Annotated in this window: 19 protein-coding genes; 3 read left to right on the forward strand and 16 right to left on the reverse strand. The window is 32.5% G+C overall.

Going from position 1 to position 20,354, the window contains the following annotated elements; all coding sequences use genetic code 11:
• Positions 1–46: 46 nt before the first annotated feature.
• The 16 genes from LB449_RS12245 to purN form a co-directional block, all read right to left on the reverse strand.
• Positions 47–1,027, reverse strand: a complete 981-nt coding sequence (locus LB449_RS12245) for a polysaccharide deacetylase family protein (RefSeq protein WP_224455385.1) — start codon at positions 1,025–1,027, stop codon at positions 47–49.
• A gap of 65 nt (positions 1,028–1,092) precedes the next feature.
• Complete coding sequence (locus LB449_RS12250) at positions 1,093–1,938, reverse strand: sulfotransferase (protein WP_224455386.1); 846 nt, start codon at positions 1,936–1,938, stop codon at positions 1,093–1,095.
• A 260-nt stretch (positions 1,939–2,198) separates the two neighbouring features.
• Positions 2,199–3,374 (reverse strand): O-antigen ligase family protein, encoded by a 1,176-nt coding sequence (locus tag LB449_RS12255; protein WP_224455387.1) that lies wholly within the window; start codon positions 3,372–3,374, stop codon positions 2,199–2,201.
• A 148-nt stretch (positions 3,375–3,522) separates the two neighbouring features.
• Positions 3,523–4,182 (reverse strand): heparin lyase I family protein, encoded by a 660-nt coding sequence (locus tag LB449_RS12260; RefSeq protein ID WP_224455388.1) that lies wholly within the window; start codon positions 4,180–4,182, stop codon positions 3,523–3,525.
• 229 nt (positions 4,183–4,411) lie between these two features.
• Positions 4,412–4,918: an acyltransferase gene (locus tag LB449_RS12265; RefSeq protein ID WP_224455389.1), complete on the reverse strand. Its 507-nt coding sequence runs from the start codon at positions 4,916–4,918 to the stop codon at positions 4,412–4,414.
• 9 nt (positions 4,919–4,927) lie between these two features.
• A complete protein-coding gene (locus LB449_RS12270) occupies positions 4,928–5,965 on the reverse strand; it encodes a glycosyltransferase family 4 protein (RefSeq protein ID WP_224455390.1) in 1,038 nt (345 codons plus the stop codon).
• Complete coding sequence (locus LB449_RS12275) at positions 5,953–7,215, reverse strand: O-antigen ligase family protein (RefSeq protein WP_224455391.1); 1,263 nt, start codon at positions 7,213–7,215, stop codon at positions 5,953–5,955. Before LB449_RS12275 ends, LB449_RS12270 begins: the two co-directional genes overlap by 13 nt.
• A 1-nt stretch (position 7,216) precedes the next feature.
• Positions 7,217–8,218 (reverse strand): polysaccharide pyruvyl transferase family protein, encoded by a 1,002-nt coding sequence (locus LB449_RS12280; protein WP_224455392.1) that lies wholly within the window; start codon positions 8,216–8,218, stop codon positions 7,217–7,219.
• Positions 8,215–9,543, reverse strand: a complete 1,329-nt coding sequence (locus LB449_RS12285) for a lipopolysaccharide biosynthesis protein (protein WP_224455393.1) — start codon at positions 9,541–9,543, stop codon at positions 8,215–8,217. The genes LB449_RS12280 and LB449_RS12285 overlap by 4 nt, the downstream gene beginning before the upstream one ends.
• Positions 9,544–10,785 (reverse strand): UDP-N-acetyl-D-mannosamine dehydrogenase, encoded by a 1,242-nt coding sequence (wecC, locus tag LB449_RS12290; protein ID WP_394372319.1) that lies wholly within the window; start codon positions 10,783–10,785, stop codon positions 9,544–9,546.
• 2 nt (positions 10,786–10,787) lie between these two features.
• On the reverse strand, positions 10,788–11,918 hold the full coding sequence (wecB, locus tag LB449_RS12295) for a non-hydrolyzing UDP-N-acetylglucosamine 2-epimerase (protein ID WP_224455394.1): 1,131 nt from the start codon (positions 11,916–11,918) through the stop codon (positions 10,788–10,790).
• Between the two features lie 350 nt (positions 11,919–12,268).
• Entirely contained in the window at positions 12,269–13,339 is a 1,071-nt protein-coding gene (locus LB449_RS12300; RefSeq protein WP_224455395.1) for a hypothetical protein, read from the reverse strand.
• 301 nt (positions 13,340–13,640) lie between these two features.
• Entirely contained in the window at positions 13,641–15,542 is a 1,902-nt protein-coding gene (locus LB449_RS12305) for an amidophosphoribosyltransferase (RefSeq protein WP_224455396.1), read from the reverse strand.
• A gap of 45 nt (positions 15,543–15,587) precedes the next feature.
• On the reverse strand, positions 15,588–16,511 hold the full coding sequence (locus LB449_RS12310) for a PfkB family carbohydrate kinase (RefSeq protein WP_224455397.1): 924 nt from the start codon (positions 16,509–16,511) through the stop codon (positions 15,588–15,590).
• Between the two features lie 213 nt (positions 16,512–16,724).
• Complete coding sequence (locus LB449_RS12315; protein WP_224455398.1) at positions 16,725–17,345, reverse strand: ribonuclease H1 domain-containing protein; 621 nt, start codon at positions 17,343–17,345, stop codon at positions 16,725–16,727.
• Positions 17,346–17,348: 3 nt separating this feature from the next.
• The gene (gene purN / locus LB449_RS12320; RefSeq protein ID WP_224455399.1) at positions 17,349–17,936 is read right to left on the reverse strand and encodes a phosphoribosylglycinamide formyltransferase; all 588 of its coding nucleotides are present in this window, start codon (positions 17,934–17,936) and stop codon (positions 17,349–17,351) included.
• Between the two features lie 154 nt (positions 17,937–18,090).
• Between purN and LB449_RS12325 the strand changes: the two genes are divergently transcribed.
• The 3 genes from LB449_RS12325 to rnc are packed head-to-tail and all read left to right on the forward strand — an operon-like array spanning position 18,091 to position 20,346.
• Positions 18,091–18,327 carry an acyl carrier protein gene (locus LB449_RS12325; RefSeq protein WP_093364943.1) on the forward strand — a complete coding sequence of 79 codons (237 nt, stop codon included), beginning with the start codon at positions 18,091–18,093 and terminating at the stop codon, positions 18,325–18,327.
• Between the two features lie 13 nt (positions 18,328–18,340).
• Entirely contained in the window at positions 18,341–19,594 is a 1,254-nt protein-coding gene (fabF, locus tag LB449_RS12330; protein ID WP_224455400.1) for a beta-ketoacyl-ACP synthase II, read from the forward strand.
• A 14-nt stretch (positions 19,595–19,608) separates the two neighbouring features.
• A complete protein-coding gene (gene rnc / locus LB449_RS12335; protein WP_224455401.1) occupies positions 19,609–20,346 on the forward strand; it encodes a ribonuclease III in 738 nt (245 codons plus the stop codon).
• Positions 20,347–20,354: the final 8 nt, after the last annotated feature.

Consider the following 20,354-nt stretch of genomic DNA (forward strand, 5'->3'; position numbering starts at 1 on the left):
GAAAGTGTTTAATCATAGGTTTTTGAAATTCTTATGCCTGATTTTATTAATTAAAGGTTATTATCTTATCCTCTGGTTTTAAGAATTTTAAAAGCTTTTCAAATTGAGTGAGTGAAAATTTAGTAAAAGCTTTTGGATGTCCTATGATTACAAAATTTTCAGCTTTATTTTTTTTATGCAAACCATAAGACTCTTTCAAATAAGATGCTTTGTATCCATCAATTGATACTACACTCTTAGAAGGAGAAAACAAAAGTTTTAAAATATTTTTTTTTGTTTTTGATATGGCTAGCCCATCACCAAAAGCTTGGTGCTTTTTTTGTTTTAATAGTTTATGAAAAGCAAATTTCCAAAAAAACAAAGGACTAACATTATGAGAGCTAATCGGAATTTCCTTAAAACTACCTTTTGGGTCTTCTTTTGTTAAATTATTTGAAAATTTATAACTGCCTTTAAAAGATTCTATTTCTCTAAAATCGTAATATTGATTTGATGAATAGTAATAACCTCCGGGAAAAACTGTGCTATCGATAGTAATATTGTTTTCTAATAATGCATTGCCTATTTCATTGAAAGGTTGAGCACTCCAACCACCAGCTCTGTATGCTTTAGCTGTTTTGCCTGAAATTCGATTAAGTGTTTGCGTATACTTCGACACAATTCTATTTATTTCATCTGAGGAAAAATCAGCAAGTTTGTACCTTGATGTATTAAACGCCCAATCGTTTCCATCATAATATGAATCTTCCCAATGAGGATGGATATGTAGACCTATGCCATGACCATTATCAGCTAAGTGTTTAATCTGGCGGGTTATCTTTGTATAATCTTCCTGAAGTTGACTGTATTTTTCTTTTTGTTCTTCTAACTTTACTAAATAGCCTACATCTACAAAGCAAACAATCTTAATATTATTTGAGTCTGCAATTTTTAATAATGCTCGGGTAGGCTTAATGATGCAGTTTTCTACACTTCCACTTCGGGCACCAAAAAATAGCTCATAATCTAATGTTATATATATGTTCATTTTGTATCTAATTAAGATATACTTTAACTTCAAAGCTATTGATTTCACTAGAAAATCTTAAGCTTTTATAATTTATAGTTATTAATAAATGAAAAAGGTAGAGCTAAAATATAGTAAAGTACTCTTTTATAATACTTCAAACTTTCCCATTTTTTATCCGGTTGTATTTTAATCTTTTTCTGAGTCTTCATCCGGTTCCCACCAACAATATGAGGTGTTTCAAAATATTCTGGAAAATCTTCAGCTGCAGTTTGCTCCTCAAAAATGTGAGTATAAACTTTCGATAAAGTTTCTTTAGGCTTTTCTACCAAATCTTCATATCTAATTTTTAATATACTATTATCTTTCATATAAACTAATTCCGAAAAAAAGTTGATTGCGTTGTAATATAATAAAGCACTTAAAGGCTTTTTAGAAGTTTGCACTTTTTTCTGAAAAGAATAAACTACACCTCTAGGGTCTCGGACTATATAAATTCCTTTTATGTGTAATTTTTTACTCTTCTTTAGTAGCAGATAACGAGCAATATATTTAGAAGAGTCTAAATACCATTTACAATTTCGTTGCTGATGTATATGTGAGTAAACCTCTTCTTGGATAGTTAGGTATTGATGGTTAATGGTTTTGCCTATCAGAAGTCTAGGGATTCTACCGTGAGCTTCTTCCTTTTCAATGAGGTGTCTACGAGAGCTAATATTTGATTTTAAAAAATTTGCAGAGACATTCCATTCTGTGCAATTTCTTAAGCTTTTACCACAGGAACAGTTTTTATTTTCTTCTAGAAACTCATAAAATTGATTCACTTCCCCTAAGGTTTTTATGTTATCATGGTTGTTTAAAAGGGTCGCTAATAGAGTAGTCCCACTTCTCCCAGCACCTAATAAATAAATTAAATTAATACAATTACTCATTTTAAAACTTATACGATTCAAAGATTTTAGCCTATTGCTGTTTTAGATTTGATAAAAAACTTATTTTCTTCTTCCTAAAGCAAAAAAACGCTTAAAAAAGATTTACCGACAAAAGTAGGGTTTATTTGCTTTTTTCTGAATAAAATCAGAAATACACTATCTTTAAATTACGTTGAGACTAAATAAAATTAAATCATTCCCTTTTTTATTTGTAAAAAATATACTTAGCCTAAAAAATTAAAATAGAATTTTTCCAAGAATTATTCCTTTACTTTTCTATTAATTAAAAATAATGATATAAAAATTGAAAAATATTCTATACCCTTTATTCGTACCATCATAGACTCAGTAAGATTTGCAACAAAAAATGTGATGACTAGAAAAAGAAATAAATAATTTCTATCCTTTAGACTTATCACTATTAAGTATATGAAAACACCCATATAAACTAAAGCACCAATCATACCATTAAGGGACAGATACTCAAAAAATTGATTATGAGAATTGTATTTCTTTTCGGCAGCAGTATAAAAACCGCTTTCTTTATATTTTCTGATTCTTTGTTCATCTATACGATCAAAACCAATCCCAAACAAAGGATTTTCTTTGAATATGTTATAAGAAATCTCTAAACGATTAAATCTGGAATCTTTAGTAATAGATTCTGAAGAAGAAAGTCTCTCTATAAAGTATGCGCTGCCTTGAGATATAAAAAGTAGTGAGACTAAAAAAACTAATAAAACTCCCCCAATTACAAATTTTAGGTTTTTTCTCAAAAATGAAAAAATATAAATTAAAAACGTCATCAAAAAAATAACCAAAGCAACTCTGCTCGCTAACTGAAGTATTCCGAACAAAAAAAGAGAAAGTATAAACGTCTTTAATTTATAATTAAAACTTTTTGTATAAAACAACAAAAAATAAGTGGAAGTACATATAAATAAGCCAAGATAAGCAGGATGAGTATCTGCTATTTCTGTAAAATTATGACTTAAATGTCGCCATCTTAAAAAATAGCTCCATGGCTCATTGTAGCTAATAATTTCAAAAACAGCATTGGCATAACACAACATTAAGGTTGCTGCAGAACCATAAATTAAGCCTTTAAATGCATAGGGAATTAAAGCTTTCGTTTTTTCTTGTTGAAAGCTAAATGCTACTGGAACTAACAAGAACGACCAATAGCTTTCAAGGTGTTTGAGAAAAAGCAAATCTGTATTATTAATCGATGCTATTAGGGCTAAAATAAAAAATAAGAATATGGGAAGATATGCTTTCAGTGTTTTCCAGCTTGGATACGCTTTGTCTTTTACTCCTTTTAGTATCATCCATACAAGGAATATCCCTAAAATGACATTATTTAAGCCCATATACATGGGTAGAGTAAATGCAACCAAAAAAAGTAGTGTTTTGAAGATTTTATCTTGCTGCCTCAATTCTCTATTATTTAAACTAATCAGTTTTGGGTTATAAATACTAGACTTTTATAAAAAAAATTGTAACGTTGAAATATGAGTTATCCATTAAGTTTATTTTTCCTGTTTGACTAATAGTGTTATTAGTTACTGCTATTTTTTCAACAAACTATTTATGGTTTTTTATAAAATACAACTCTTTTATTTCTTGAAACATTTTAGGTAAATTTTCATAGATAGAAACTTCTTCAAAAGAATTACCTACACGTAATTCATCAAAATAAACTTCTTGGTCATTAGAGTCATCCCAATAACGATATTGCCCAAATTTAAAATAAGCTGGAGATTCATTATGCATATTGGGTCCATAAGCCCTATTGTCCATTCCGTTAAAAGGGGTAAATGGTTCGTTATTCATCCAAACAGCAATATAACCAGCATTTGTAAAACTCCATTTAATTTCGAACATCATATCATGCCATTTATCTATTTCTATTTTTTGAACCGTAATTGTCGACCATTTATAATCTTTTTTTTCAAATTGAGATTTCCCATTATTTCCATATCTTAACAACAAATAATAATCTTGATTATTATTTGTTGTTAAGTATAATGCCACACTAGGTCTATTGTACTTCATGTATTTTTTATAGGCTCTCCAACCTTTTCCTGGTGCGGGCTTACTATGCCATTGGCATATCATGGTTTCTCTTCCTAAATTTTCTTCATCGAACTTCAAATTATTAGGAACTTTAAAACTAAAAGAAAGAAATTTAATGTAGTTTATAGAGTCGTACAGTTTAACACTATACTCGGACCTTTTAGGCACTGAGTAAGCCCCAGTTGGCTTTGTATAATTAGGTAGTTGTCGTTAAACCTTCCTTCTTTCGTTATTGAATCAATTCTGTAACCATTGTTTTTGGTTATTTCTTTTTTCCATCCCTTTTTAAAGTCTCCTAATCTAAAGTCATCATGAAACCTAAACTCACTACTTTCTTGCGAAAACAACATATTCGTACAAACAAAAAGGATGAAAACTATTTTTAATTTTTTCATATTTAGTTTCTATATTTTAAAATTTTAGCAGGAACACCACCAACTATGGCAAAATCTGGAATATCCTCTGTCACTACGGCTCCAGCAGCAATAATTACATGATTACCTACATTACAACCTGCTGTTATTATAACATGAGCCCCTAGCCATACATCATTGCCTATCTTGGTTTGATAATAATTTTTACCTTGTTTTTGAATTGGCAGTTCCAAACTATCAAACTTATGATTTCTTGAGTAAATTTTTACATCTGGTCCCATTATAACGTTATTTCCAATGTTCACATTGGACTGAACCATACACCTAGTTCCTAATTCTGAGTCAAATCCTACAACGCTATTTGGAGAAATTTCTGCACCGCTTTTTACCCTCAACTTTTTACCACATTTTTTTAAATAAAGCCTTACGGCTAAAGACCTGAGCCTTGGGAAAAATATGGCATAAGGTCTATAATCCTCCGGAGTGTTTTTGAGAAAGAAAAGATAAAATACGAAAATTATTTTTTTCAAAATATGATTTTATTGTAATTCTTTATAAATATATACAAGTTTTTTACATACGTTTCGCAATGATAATTCATTAAATGAATTTAATGCACCTTTTACAAGTTTTTGATATTCGCCTTGAGGCATTACATTAGTTCTTAAAATTATTTTTGAAAGTTCTTCTACATTATTTAAAGGTACCATGTAACCATTAACACCAACGTTTATTTGTTCTTTAAACTGAGGTATATCAGAAGTTATTAACGGCAAACCACAAAACATAGATTCAATAGTTACTGTTGGAAATCCTTCATTTCTGGACATAATTAACAAAAACTTTGACTGATTCAACAACTCACTTACTTCAGATTGAGATTGATCTTGTTTAATAGTAATATTAAAACCTTCAGCTGAAAGCTTTTTAAGGCTTGAATAATAATCTCCTGATCCACAAAAACAATAACTAATTGCTTTATCATTTAAAGTAGAAATAGCCTTGATTATTGTATCAACACCTTTCCTTTCTGTAAAAGACCCTACAAATATAAAATCATATTTCTTTTTAATTGTTTTATCGTTGAAAAAAATGTTATCGTTAACCCCTACAGGTATAACTGAACCTAGATTTAGTTTTAGCTTCTCTTCAACTAATTTAGCTAATGTACTTCCAACAGGTATCGTGAAATCAACGCATCTTGAAATTTTTTGAAAAAAATGCTTATTTTTTTTATTTACCCTTTTAGTTATATCCATTCCATGAAATGTAACTATCACTTTGCAACTTGGGTGAATTTTTTTGTAGAACCAGGCTAAATAAATAAGTGGATAAAAAAAATGAAGATGAATAATGTCATATTTTTTGAATAAATAGGGGGAAAAGAATATAAAAGTCTTTAAGTATTTCAATAATGAACCCAATCTAGAAGTAAATTGTCTTTTCATGAAAAAGATCTCTATAGAATCTTCTTCACCTAGTATTTTTTGAAGTTCTTCATATTGATTCTTTACAAAAATCCCTGCATATGTTTTTTCTTTGCTGGGATACATATTGGTAATGACTAAAATTTCCATTTAATCTTATTTTGGGTATCACTAGATTTTGTTATAAATAATACTAAAAGTATTGAAGTTATAATGGTGTATAAGTTATTGGTTAACATTGGATTTGTGATAGAATAAAATAAAAAAACTAATATAATAGGAAAAACAAATGTTTTGGTTGTTGATATTTTTTTTAAAAAAGATAACAAATAATAAAACATAAAAAAGAAAAATATTATTCCCATAACTCCATATTCGCCTATTATCGATGCCACATTACTGTCGTAAATTCCCTGTTCATTTTTAAAGTAATATCTATCTGCCTGTCCATATATTTCGTATACAATATCATCAGAAATCACAGATCCGAAAGTAGCAGCTCCTGTTCCGATAGGGAAATAATCTATTGAAATGAGACCAGAGAGATAAATCATATTACCCCTTATGTAACTACTTGTCAAATCCATAGATTGGTTTATATTTTGGGCTATTGAATCAAGGAGACCAGTAAAAAAATAAGCGTATATGGATGCTAAAAAACCTAAAAATAAAAAACTAAGAAGTACTTTATAGTTCTTTATAAAATACTTGGAATAAAATGCAGTGATTAATAGTCCTATAGATAACATTGCTGTCCGAGAATCGGCTAAAATAATAATGATAAAGCAAATGAGAATTTTAAGTAAATCTTTAAAGTTGAGATTCTTATTTATTTTGTATTTATTATTTAAAATATATCCAGCATAAATTATCATCATATAAGCTAAATGGTTAGGATGAGTAAAAAATCCCACATACCTAGTGTCAGGTCTTGCAAAAGCAGAAATACCTATCCATTGATTAAATTTTAAACCAAAACTCAAATGTAATAACAGACCAAATACTGTAAATCCAATCACTATAAAGAAAAATTTATTTAAGGTTTTATAATTATATTTGAACAATTCTATGAATGCTAACAGTATGATAAAAAACTTGATACTTATTAGCGTTTGGAATAGTATCTCCAAAAAATTTCCGTTAACTCCAAAAATCAAACTAATAACTACTGAATACATTATAAATAATGTGATAATGAAATAAATAAGTTTAATTTTTTTAGCAAATAATATTTTTGGTATAAGTATACAAATAGAAAGAAAAAGTATTATTTCATCAAAGTACTCAAACAAAGAAGTCTTAAAAAGGAAATTAAAAATTCCCTTAAAAACGCTTAAAAAACTCAAGACTAATAATATTGGTCTTATGTAAGTATATAAATGGTTTCTTTTAATTTCCAACTTATTTTTCTATAAAATCTGTTACTCTTTTAATCAATTTATCTCTAAATTTTTCATGACTAATTGGATTCTTCGGCGGGTTATTCCAATCTATACCAGATTTATAAAAAAAGTTCATGTTTTTTAAGTGAGGCATTGTAGTGTCAAAATCCTCTTCTATTAAAATATTCATATGGTCTACAATACCATCCAATCTTTTAAATTCGTCTGGATTTGAAAGTTTATCACCTATAACAAATAAAACTGGGGTTCCAAGGGCTAAACATGGAAGCGCGATATGTATTCTTGATGTAACTACAACTTTTGCAGAAGCCAATTCCTTGAGCAAGTCAAGAGCAGATTGAAACCTTTCGTATTGACTAGAATTTGCTGGATAATAACACGTTAAATTTTTGGTTTCCTTTTTATTTTTTTCAGGAATTAGGCTATGGATATAATTATTTATTTTATTAAATTTTAAAATATTACCATTTAATAATTCTTTGAAAAAATAAAGTTTATTTCTCTTAATTTTTAAGGAGATATTTTCTTTAAAGAGAATATCTACCAATAATATTGTGTTCGTTTTTTCAATATTATTTTTAAACAGATTTCCATCATAATTTAATGTAGTGGTCAGGCAACAAGAAAAATAAGCATCTATTCCCTTTGCCTTCATTCTTTTCGCTGTATTATAATCTCTGCATCCAATAGGTTCATTTTTCTTTAAATATTCAACAACCTTTTTATTGTTCATTAAAGCATCAGATATGTTTTTATTTAGATGAAACGATACGAATAATGGTTTAATTTTATTTGAAGGTGGCCAGTTTTCAGGATTATAACCAAACCAACCATTCATTATTAGCTTTACACTATCATCGGTATATTGCTTTAGGCCATCTCTTTCAATTTCTTTGTCAATATGTGGAAGAAATTGTCTAGCTGCTATGCTTTGTACATAGTCTCCTATATTAATTAAATTATTGTGAGAATGTTTGTAAATAAAAAGTCCGAATTTCATAAAGTGTATGTTAATATAACAACTATAAAAAGCAGTGTTAAAGGTATTAGTAAAAAAGGTGAAAATTTTAAATTCAATCTGGCTTTCGTGTCATAGTATCTAAGAATTGAAATTAATGAGAACCCTAAAAAAATGGATAAGGAAGCACCTGTAAGTCCAAAATATTTAGTCAAAACTAAAGAGAGCAAGACAGAAGCCCCTGACCCAATCAATGTAGTAATAAATATTTTATTTGTCTTTTTCCACTTTAAATAAAAAGCACCGAAATACGCAGATACATTTGCGAATACAGTCCCCAATATTAACCAAGGAATATATTTCCATGCTTCATAATAATCTACTGAGACTGCAAATCTTAATATGGGTCTTGATATTAAAATAATGATAATTGCTAATGAAAAAAGAAAAAATAATAAATAATTAAAAACCCTAGAGTTATAAGCTTTGTTCTCGCCCTCACTTTGTAAAATCACTTTATCTTGCCATGCAAGGCTAAATATTTTATTAAGAAGGTAAATTACAGAGGAAAATTTAAAAGCAATCGCATAAATTCCGTTACCTTCTAGTCCTATGAATAAAAAAATGATCCAAGTATTAGCTGACGCAACAAGCCACCAACTTAAAGAATTAGGTATAAGGGGAAGAGAGTATGTTAAAAGATCCTTACAAACGGATTTATTTAAATTAAAGTTTTTCTCTACATATTCAAATAAATTAGTTGAAAACCACAAATAACAAATAGATATAAAATTTGCAGATATAAAAGAATAAAAAACCCCTTTTATTCCAAAACCGAAAACAACTAGTGAAAGCACTAATAGAAAAACAAACATAAAACTGTACAAGATATCACTTATAACATAATTTTTATTTTTTTTTATGCCTCTTACAATCTGTTTAGTTGATATATTAATAGAGAATAAAAAAGCCATAAAGAAAACAAATTCCCCATGAATGATAGAGGGTTCGAAATTGATTATCAAGTATAATGTTGACAAAATAATTAAGGTTGAGTATAGAATCAGCTTTATGCCGTTTGAAATAATTTTGACTCTTTCTTCTTTAAGTTTTGATGTAAGTAAAAATCTAAAAATACCATCAGAAACTTGAAACGTTGCTATTGGCATGACTAAATAGATGGTATTTATTATTAAATCATAATAGCCTAATTCTGATTTTATTAGGTAAAAAGTCAATAGTGGATAAATAGCTAAATTAATGGCTTTTGAACCAAGGCTTCCAAAAGAATAAATAAACATCCCTCTCATAAGTTCAGAGTTAGTTAACTTATGAAGAGTAGCCTTATTAAGATGCCTTAATTCCATTTAATTATTTTTTACTCTTACAATGTCATCATAAAACACCCCACAAAAATCTAAAACTACTTTATCGTTAGGGAGTTTTAAGGTCTTGAATTCTTTATGCGCCACCAAAAAAACAACTATATCAGACTTATCTGAAGCCGTTTTATAGTTTGTTAATTTAAAAATCTTATGTGACTGTATATTTGGCTCTACTATAAAATATTCTTCATTGTTGGCGTTTTGTAAAACTTTTTGAGCAATATATTTAGCAGGTGATTCCCTCAAGTCGTCAATATTAGGCTTAAACGCTAGACCCATTATAGCTATGCTAGGTTTACGTCCGTGTTTCAATTCAAATTCCAGTTTTGAAGATTGCACTTTTTCAGCACACCAAAACGACTTATAATTGTTGACCTCTCTCGCAGTACCAATAATTTTGGACTCCATTGGGTAATCTGCAACAATAAAATAAGGATCCACTGCAATACAATGACCACCTACTCCACAGCCTGGTTGCAAAATGTTCACTCTTGGATGTTTATTTGCTAGCTTAATAAGCTCCCACACATTGATATCTGCTTTGTCACAAATTAAAGACAACTCATTGGCAAATGCTATCTGAACATCTCGTGATGAATTCTCAACCAATTTGCACATTTCTGCTGTTCGGGCATTCGTCTCATGCAAACCACCTTTTATAAATTGTTTATAAAAATCTATAGCTTTAGTTGTTGATTTTTCATCGATGCCCCCAATAACTCTATCATTATGAACTAATTCGTACATCACATTACCAGGCAAGACACGTTCTGGACAATAGGCTGCATTAAGTTTTCCTTTTAATTCGGGTCGTTCTTCATATATCAAATTCACCATCTTTACAGTCGTACCAATTGGCGAAGTGGATTCAATGATGTATAAATCATCCTCTTTTAACAAAGGAATAATTGATTTTGTCGCGGCTTCAATAAAGGAAATATCAGGTTCATTTTTGGCTTTAAAAGGAGTGGGGACAACAATTAAATAGGTGTTAGCCTCAACAGGTGTCGTTGCCGCTTTTAAATAGCCTTCTTTTACCGCCTCTGCTACAGCAGTGTCTAGCTCTGGTTCTACAATATGTATTTTCCCTTCATTGATCGTATTAACTACATTTGGATTAATATCTACACCATGTACAGCAGTTTTATTTTGAGCAATTAGGGCGGCTGTTGGAAGGCCGATATAACCCAGCCCAACAATGACAACTTCAGGCTTCATCTTCATAATTAAATGTTTTTAATATATTCTACTATTTTTTTACATGCTGTTCCATCGCCATAAGGATTGTGCAACATGCTCATTTTAGTGTAAAAAGAATTATCATTAAGTAATTTGTTAGCTTCAGAAACTATTTTTCTGGTATCTGTCCCGACCAACAAAACAGTTCCAACTTCTACTGCTTCTGGTCGTTCAGTTGTATCTCTCATAACTAATACTGGTTTCCCAAGACTTGGTGCCTCTTCTTGGACTCCTCCACTATCGGTAATGATGATGTGCGATTGGCTCATTAGCCATATAAATGATGGATAGGAAAGCGGGGCAATTAATCTCAGGTTAGGAATGTCTTTAAGAATCTCATAAACTGGCTCCTGGACGTTAGGATTTAAGTGAACTGGATAAATAACTTGAACATCAGTGTTTTCTTGTACGATTTGCTTTAAGGCATTGCATATATTGACAAATCCTTGGCCATGATTCTCTCGCCTATGACCAGTCACCAAAATAAGTCGTTTAGTAGTTTCTAAAATAGCTTTAACGGATTCAATTTCTTTATTATTAAACCCTAGAGAATTCACTTTAGCATTGCTATATTTTAAGGCATCAATGACTGTGTTACCTGTAATAAGAATATTTCTGGCATCTATGTTTTCCTCTAATAGGTTTTTTTTTGAAGTCTCTGTTGGGGCAAAATGATAGTCTGCAATACTCCCAGTGACAGTTCTGTTCATTTCCTCAGGAAACGGAGATCGTTTATTAAAGGTTCTTAACCCAGCCTCTACATGGCATACTTTAGCACCCGAATAAAAGGCTGCTATACTAGCAGCCATTGTTGTTGTTGTGTCACCATGAACATAAACATAATCTGGCTTAAACTCTTCGAGAATAGGTTTAAGGTTAGTGATAATATCTGCTGTTAATGAATACAAATCCTGATTTGGTTTCATCAAGTCTAAATCATAATCTGGTGTAATTTCAAAAAATGATAACACTTGATCAAGCATTTCTCTATGTTGGGCAGTAATACAAACTTTAGTTTCAAAAGAACTGACCTCATCTTTAAAAGCTTTAACCAATGGTGCGATTTTAATAGCCTCGGGGCGAGTACCAAAAACGATAAGGTTTTTTATTTTTTTCATTAATTTAAATTAGATCTTTAAGCTTGCTTTTATAATAAAATATATTTTGAATGGTGTCACAAATAAGAAATCTATCATTTTGAATACGATATATTTAATCCATCTCAACAAAAATTGCTGCACTTCTTTCTAGCTATACTTCTTTTAAGATATTTAAAAAAAATTGGTTGCACTTTTCACTCAATTTCCCAAAAGCAAAATATAAAGTTTTTGAAATTTCGTCTTTAGAAGATAGTTCGTTCATAAAAACTAATACAGTATTCATTAAGTCTTGATTTTTACTCAATAACTTTTTCAGTTCTTGAGTTGTTGTAAAAAGCATAATATGTCATTAAAACATTCATACTATATTACATTACTTTATTCCCTTCTTGGGCTTTCAAAAACTTACCAAGTCCTATCAGCAGAAACACAAACAGGGTAATGGAGAACGTTGCTAAAGGTATTGCAATGATATATTTTTCATACCATTCTCTAATGTCATATCCAGAAGAGGGAAACCCAGAAATAACACTTATAATATCTTTTTCTGCAACCATAAGCCGTAATACCTCTCGTTTTTGTTCTTCGAGTTTTAGTTGCTCTTTTAATAATTCTGCTTCATTAACCGAAGAGTTACTGGCCTCAGCATCTCCCATGTATAAATTTGTTCCATTACTTTCTGGTTTTTGTGATTGTGAGATTTTTATCTTCAAATACTCATCAATCAAATAGCCTGTTTGAATAACTTGATTCTCTAAAGCTACCTTTTCCCTTTTTAAGTTTTCGACATTAACCATGGCTAGCTCATCCAAATAGTCATTATTAACTAATTCTTTTATAAAGGCTTTTTCAATTTCTTTGTAAATAAATTTGTCTGTGGATGCAACCCTAATTTGGTGCACGGGAAACGCATAACTACTTAGTGACTCTTTATAACTTTTATAGGTCACTTCTGTCTGAGATATCGAATCTAGATTTTGACGATACTCAAAGTACATTTCTGCTATATTGTTTTCCTGAGTGCCTGGTTTTATATAAAAGCCTTTCAATTTAGACGCTTCTGTTGGAGAGATGTTTAGTATTTTTCCTAATTCAACGGTATCTCTATCAACACTTGCTAGTTGGTTTAACTGATTTATATTTTCATAAACTTGCCTACCGGAGTCGAAATTCGTTTTGATAAACATATTGGCACCGTAAGACTTTCCAGCAGTTGCATTTAGAATAAAGCCTAGCACTAGACCTATCACAACAGCTCCAACATACCAAAATATACGCTTAAAAAAATGTAGTAAGATTAAAACTAAGCCTTGGAATAATCCTTTAAAAATGTTGGCTATGCCTTTAAAAAAATTACTGAAGCCATTTCCTATAGCCTTAAACAGCTGACCTAGGTCAACTTCTTCAGATTGATTTTGTTGCTGTGAATCTTTGCTCATAATTATTGATTGATGATAATGTATTCTAGCTAAATATTTGTTCTAGTTTTTCATTTTTTTATAAATGTGTATATCCTTGAACCCAAGAATATCTAAGGTTATATTTTTAATTTAACTTTTAAAAAATCGTTTTGAGCAGTATTTTCAAAAACAACGCCTAAGTCAATTTCGTCTGAGGCGTTTTGTGAAGTTTGTTCTGACATTTAGATATGGATGAAATTAGTTTTACAAATTTAATAAATCTTTCACAATATAGAGATGCAGAAGCTTACAAAAAGGTTGCGTGTATAATGGTACTATTTTAGTAAGCTCTATCATTTTTCCCCTCGTAAAAATTCATAAACGCCTTGTTAACTACTTTATTGCCTCCTTTTGTAGGGTAATCCCCTGTGAAATACCAATCGCCTAAGTTTTTGGGACAGGCTTCATGGAGTTTGTCTACAGTTTGGTAAATCACTTTCACCTCTGAATTGATGCTTTCATCGCTTAAAAGTTTGGCAATACGATCTGACACTTCTTCGTAAGAAAAAGGCTCATACATCGCCTTAACGTGGTTTTGTTCCGCCTGATGAGCAAATTCAGATTGGTCTTTACATTTATCATAGATCGCATCTACCGTTTCCTTATAAATGCCTCGCTCTTTTAGAAGGGAAACCGCTGCCTGGAAAGCGACAAAATCTTCCAATTTCGCCATGTCTATTCCGTAACAATCAGGATAACGGATCTGTGGCGCTGAAGAAACAATAATGATTTTCTTAGGGTTTAATCGATCCAGCATTTTCAAAATACTCTTCTTTAAGGTAGTCCCACGAACAATACTATCGTCGATCACCACCAAGTTATCGGTAGGCTTTACGACTCCGTAAGTCACATCATAAACGTGAGCCACCAAGTCGTCTCTACTGCTATCTTCTGCGATAAAGGTGCGCAACTTCACATCTTTGACTGCGATTTTCTCTGTTCGCAATCTCAAACTGAGAATCTCTGAAAGACGTTCGTCGGTTAAGCCTTCTTTTTCTTTAAGTATCGCCTGGTTTTTCTGGTAGTTCAATTCGTCTTGCGCCGCCTCTACCATACCGTAAAATGAGGTTTCCGCTGTGTTAGGAATAAATGAAAACACAGAATTCATCGTGTCATAGTCAATAGCCTTTAACACTTCTGGCATGAGTAATCTCCCTAGATTTTTTCGTTCTTTATAGATTTCAGCATCACTCCCTCTGGAGAAATAAATACGTTCAAAAGAACAGGCTTTACGTTCTCTTGGTTTCAGAATTGTTTTAAAATGAACGGAACCGTCTTTTTTGGTGATAATCGCTTGCCCAGGTTCTAGCTCATGGACGTCCTCATAATCGACATTAAAAGCGGTCTGTATCACTGGTCGCTCTGAAGCCACCACCACCACTTCGTCATCTTTATAGTAATACGCCGGACGAATTCCATTAGGATCTCTCAACACAAAAGAATCACCATGTCCAAGCATACCCGCAATCACATAACCGCCATCCCAGTCTTTAGAAGACTTTCTCAGAATTTTGTGCACCTTCAGTTGTTCCACAATATGAGGAGAGGCCTCTTTTTTATTATAGCCTTTTTCTTTTAGCTTTTTGTATAATTTTCCTACCTCGGAGTCTAGGAAATGACCTATTTTCTCCATCACCGTGACTGTATCGGCTTTTTCCTTGGGATGCTGCCCTAGCTCGACTAAGTTTTCAAATAACTCGTTGACATTGGTCATATTAAAGTTGCCAGCAACAATTAGGTTACGGTGCATCCAGTTGTTTTGTCTCAAAAAAGGATGGACACTCTCTATACCGTTTTTACCGTAAGTTCCATAGCGAACGTGTCCTAAGTAAACCTCCCCTAAATAAGGAAGCTGTTTCTTTTGTGAATCGATATCCTCAAGGATCTCAGGATGTAACTCTACCTCCTCATTAATTCTTTCGTTGATTTTCTTAAAAATATCTTGGATAGGTTGTGCCTCGTTAGAACGCACTCTGCTAATATAACGATTACCAGGTTCCATATCTAGCTTCACACTCGCAAAACCCGCACCATCTTGACCCCTATTGTGCTGCTTTTCCAACATCAAATACATTTTGTTAATGCCATAAAAGGCACTCCCGTACTTTTCCTTATAATAGGAAAGGGGTTTTAGAAGTCTTAGAGTGGCGATGCCACATTCATGTTTGATCAATTCACTCATTGGTGTATCCTATAAAAATGCCCCGAGAATTCAGGGCAGTATGTGTTAAGCTAAATTTATTTCAAATTGAGTTAGAGCCTGAAAACTCTCTAAGCGCTGATCAACTTCGTCTTTATCGAGTTCTAGCATTTTTTCTGTACCAAATTTTTCAACACAGAACGATGCCAGGTTAGATCCGTAAATCACAGCATTTTTCATATTTTCAAAAGAAGTGTCTTTTGTGTTTGCCAGGTAACCTACAAATCCGCCAGCAAAAGTATCTCCAGCTCCGGTAGGATCAAATACTTCTTCCAATGGAAGCGCTGGCGCAAAAAACATTTCTTCGTTGTGGAACAATAAAGCGCCGTGTTCCCCTTTCTTGATGACCACATAATCTGGCCCCATATCTCTTATCTTTCTGGCTGCTTTCACCAACGAATATTCACCAGAAAGCTGTCTCGCTTCTTCATCGTTAATGGTAATCACATCCACTTTAGCAATCACCTGCTTAAGTAAATCCAATTCTGAATCCATCCAGAAATTCATGGTATCCAGGACAATCAATTTTGGATTTTTGACTTGGTCAATCACACTGAGTTGAACGGCAGGGTGCAAGTTCCCCAACATCACGATATCAGAATTGATATAATCTTTTGGTACAACAGGACTGAATTCTGCCAGTACATTCAATTGAGTATCCAGCGTATCTCTGGAATTCATATCGTTATGGTATCGACCACTCCAGAAAAAGGTCTTTCCACCTTTAACTATTTCAAGGCCTTCTAAATTCACATTTCTATCGGTAAGCAAATCCAAATACTCCTGCGGAAAATCATCTCCAACAACTGAAACTATTCCAGATTCCACGTCAAATTGAGAAGCACTTAGAGCGATGTAAGTCCCAGCGCCACCAAGAATTTTATCTGTTTTTCCGAAGGGCGTTTCAATTGCATCAAAAGCCACAGTTCCTACAATCAATAATTTGCTCATATCTGTTTTAATTTTTTGCAAAGATAAGATTTAGAAATTAGTTTGGTTGCATTAAAATATCATAACCTCCTTAATTAAGGAATCTTTTAAATGAGAATCAGGAATCAATACATTTTGATACATAACGATCTAAATGAGTGTAGAATACAGATTTTTAATGCTGATTTATGAAGTTAGGAATTTACCTAGTCCATAGAATTTATGACCTAAAATTTACTTCCTCCCAAAATCAGCTGGGATCTCCCCCCAAGATTTGGTTTGCCACTTTAAAATAGGATTTTTAAATGTGTTTTTCTCAAGCCAAGCTTCCGCCCGTTTGATCAACTCGAATAACTTTTCGTTTTTGGAATTTTTACCTAGTTTAGTTTTGCATTTTTTTTGTCTGATCCAGGACATGGCGATTTTGGAATCCGTGTAAATCGGCAATTCACTTTTTTTATCTTTCAAGAAAGCCAAACCATGCACCAAAGCCAGAAACTCACCAATATTGTTAGTTCCATTAGGAAACGGACCCATATGGAATAAAATCTGCTTGGTTTTAGTGACCACACCCCGGTATTCCATTCTGCCCGGATTACCGCTGGAAGCAGCGTCCACAGCAATAGATTTCCACTCAATACCTTCAGTAGAAAAAGATGCGGAAGTTAGTTTTTTTTGTTTTTGATAGCCAAAGAAACCCATCGCGTAAGCGGTTTTGGCCTCTTCCAGGTTCGGGAAAGATTTGTATTTGGCATTGGGATAGTTTTGGATTTTCAGCTTGCACTCATTCCAGGAGGAATAGATTCCTGGTTCATAACCTTCCCATACGACATAGTACTTAGAGGATTTGGCCATAAATTAAGTCAACAGCTTTTCAATCACTTTGGGATAATGCTCATATTCTAGGCTATGAATTTTTTCTTCCAGAGAGTTAAGATCTTCATCATTATTAAGTTCTAATTTGATCTGAGCAATAATTTCACCTTCATCATACTCTTCATTTACATAATGTATAGTGATTCCACTTTCTTTATCCCTATTCTTCAATATTTTTCTGAAAACCCGCTCTCCATACATACCTTCACCACCATATTTGGGGAGTAAAGAGGGATGAATGTTTATTATTTGTTTTGGAAATGCGGCTAAAAAAGACTCAGGGACTTTCAACAGGAAGCCTGCAAAAGCTATTATACTGGGATCGATGTCTTTTATAACATTGATCAAAGAAGGAGAATCGTATAGGTCCTCTTTTTCAAAATGAACACACTTTATTCCCAAATCGTGAGCCCTTCGTAAAACTTTAGATTTTTTGTTGTTAGAGAATATATGAGAGACCTCAATGTTTTTATTATTTCTGAAATAATGATATATATTTACAGCATTTGTCCCATTACCAGAGGCAAAAACTACAATCTTTTTTTTTGAATTTGAATTTGAATCTTCCATTTTACTTAATGTTGAATTTGAAATATAAGCAATTTCAAAACTAATTTATAAAATATTATTATGTAAATTTAAACACATTTTCAGCTTAAAAACTTGTTTTAAACTAAAGTTTTATATTTTTGCGCACTGAATTTAAACATAAAAAAATACAATCATGTCAGACATTGCATCAAGAGTAAAAGCCATTATCGTTGATAAATTAGGCGTTGACGAAAACGAAGTTGTTACAGAAGCTAGCTTTACAAACGATTTGGGAGCAGATTCTTTGGATACAGTTGAGCTTATCATGGAATTCGAAAAAGAATTTGATATTCAAATACCTGATGACCAAGCAGAGAACATTTCTACAGTTGGTCAAGCTGTCTCTTACATAGAAGAAGCTAAAAAATAAACAGTCTTATTTCATGGAATTAAAGCGAGTTGTAGTTACTGGATTGGGTGCACTTACACCTATCGGAAATAATATATCAGAATACTGGGATAGCCTAATACACGGTAAAAGTGGGGCAGCGCCTATTACCTATTTTGATACTAGCCTGTTCAAAACCAAATTCGCTTGTGAAATAAAAAATTTTAATGCCAACGATTACTTCGACAGAAAAGAAGTGAGACGACTAGACAGGTTTGCACAATATGCTTTGGTAGCTTCAGATGAAGCCATCTTAGATTCTGGTGTAGATCTCAATGTGGTCGATAAATATCGTGTCGGTGTCATTTGGGGTGCCGGAATTGGTGGACTAGAGACTTTCCAAAACGAAGTTATTGACTTTGCAAAAGGAGATGGCACACCACGTTTCAACCCTTTCTTTATTCCAAAAATGATTGCAGACATTGCTCCGGGAAACATTTCCATCAAACATGGATTTATGGGTCCTAATTACGCAACAGTTTCTGCATGCGCCTCTTCTGCCAATGCTATGATAGACGCTCTCAACTATATAAGGTTGGGGTATAGCGATATTATGGTTACCGGAGGAAGTGAAGCGGCGGTAACTCAGGCTGGTATGGGTGGATTTAATTCCATGCATGCGCTTTCCACAAGAAATGATGACCCACAAAAAGCATCAAGACCTTTCGATGCCAATAGAGATGGTTTTGTTCTTGGTGAAGGTGGAGGCGCTCTTATTCTTGAAGAATATGAGCACGCTAAAGCTAGAGGAGCGAAAATATATGCTGAAGTCATTGGAGGAGGAATGTCCTCTGATGCTTATCACATGACAGCTCCACATCCAGAAGGAATTGGTGTCATCGCTGTGATGAAAAATTGCTTAGAAAATTCTGGATTAAAGCCTGAAGATGTAGATACTATAAATACACATGGTACTTCTACACCTCTTGGTGATGTAGCAGAATTGAAAGCGATTAAACAAGTTTTTGGTGAACATGCTAAAAACATCAATATTAATTCTACGAAATCCATGACTGGTCACTTACTTGGCGCTGCAGGAGCAGTAGAAGCTATCGCTTCTATTCTTGCCATGCAAAATAGCTTGGTTCCACCAACAATCAATCATGAAACTGCAGATGAGAATATTGACTCAGAACTCAACCTGACATTGAACAAACCTCAAAAAAGAGAAATCAAAGTTGCCATGAGTAATACTTTTGGTTTCGGAGGACACAATGCCTGTGTAGCTTTCAAAAAGATGGAGGAGTAGTTTATTTATTTTGAATGAAATTTTTAAAACATATACTAAACGAATCCCGTTCTCGCAGAGACGGGATTTTTTTTCAAAAAATCCAAAAGATTGTAAGAGTTAAGCCCGGTAACTTACCTATTTACAAGCAGGCATTTACACACACTTCTCTGAAATCTAAAGACGAGGAAGGGCAAATAATAAGCTATGAACGTCTGGAATTTCTCGGGGATTCAATCCTAGGCGCAGTGATCTCTACTTACCTTTTTGAAAACGCTCCTTATGGGGATGAAGGCTACCTTACTAAAATGCGTTCAAAAATTGTAAGTCGTAAACATCTTAACTTGTTGGGTGAAAATTTTAATCTTACAGATTTGATCCTTTCGGAAATCCCAGCAGAAAGGCTTGGTAAGAACATCAATGGTAATCTATTTGAAGCACTTATAGGCGCTATTTATGTTGACAAAGGTTTTAAAGCTTGCGAAAACTTCATTTATAAAAAAGTAATTCAGGAAGATGTAGATCTAGCTAAACTGGAAAAACGAGTCGTCAGCTATAAAAGCCTGATGATAGAATGGTGCCAGAAAAATAAATTCCCATTTGAATTTGTTATTGAAGATGATTTCGGAAAGGATGAAGAGAAGCATTTTGCTGTAAAATTATTCATCAACAATGAAATCTCCGGTAAAGCAAGGGAAACTTCCAAAAAACGTGCTGAAGAAAAAGCTTCACAAAGAGCTTATTTCACATTTCAAAATCACATTAATATCTAAAATACTTT

Origin of the sequence: Psychroflexus lacisalsi (genome assembly GCF_020164495.1) — a bacterium.
Classification (GTDB): Bacteria; Bacteroidota; Bacteroidia; order Flavobacteriales; family Flavobacteriaceae; genus Psychroflexus; species Psychroflexus lacisalsi.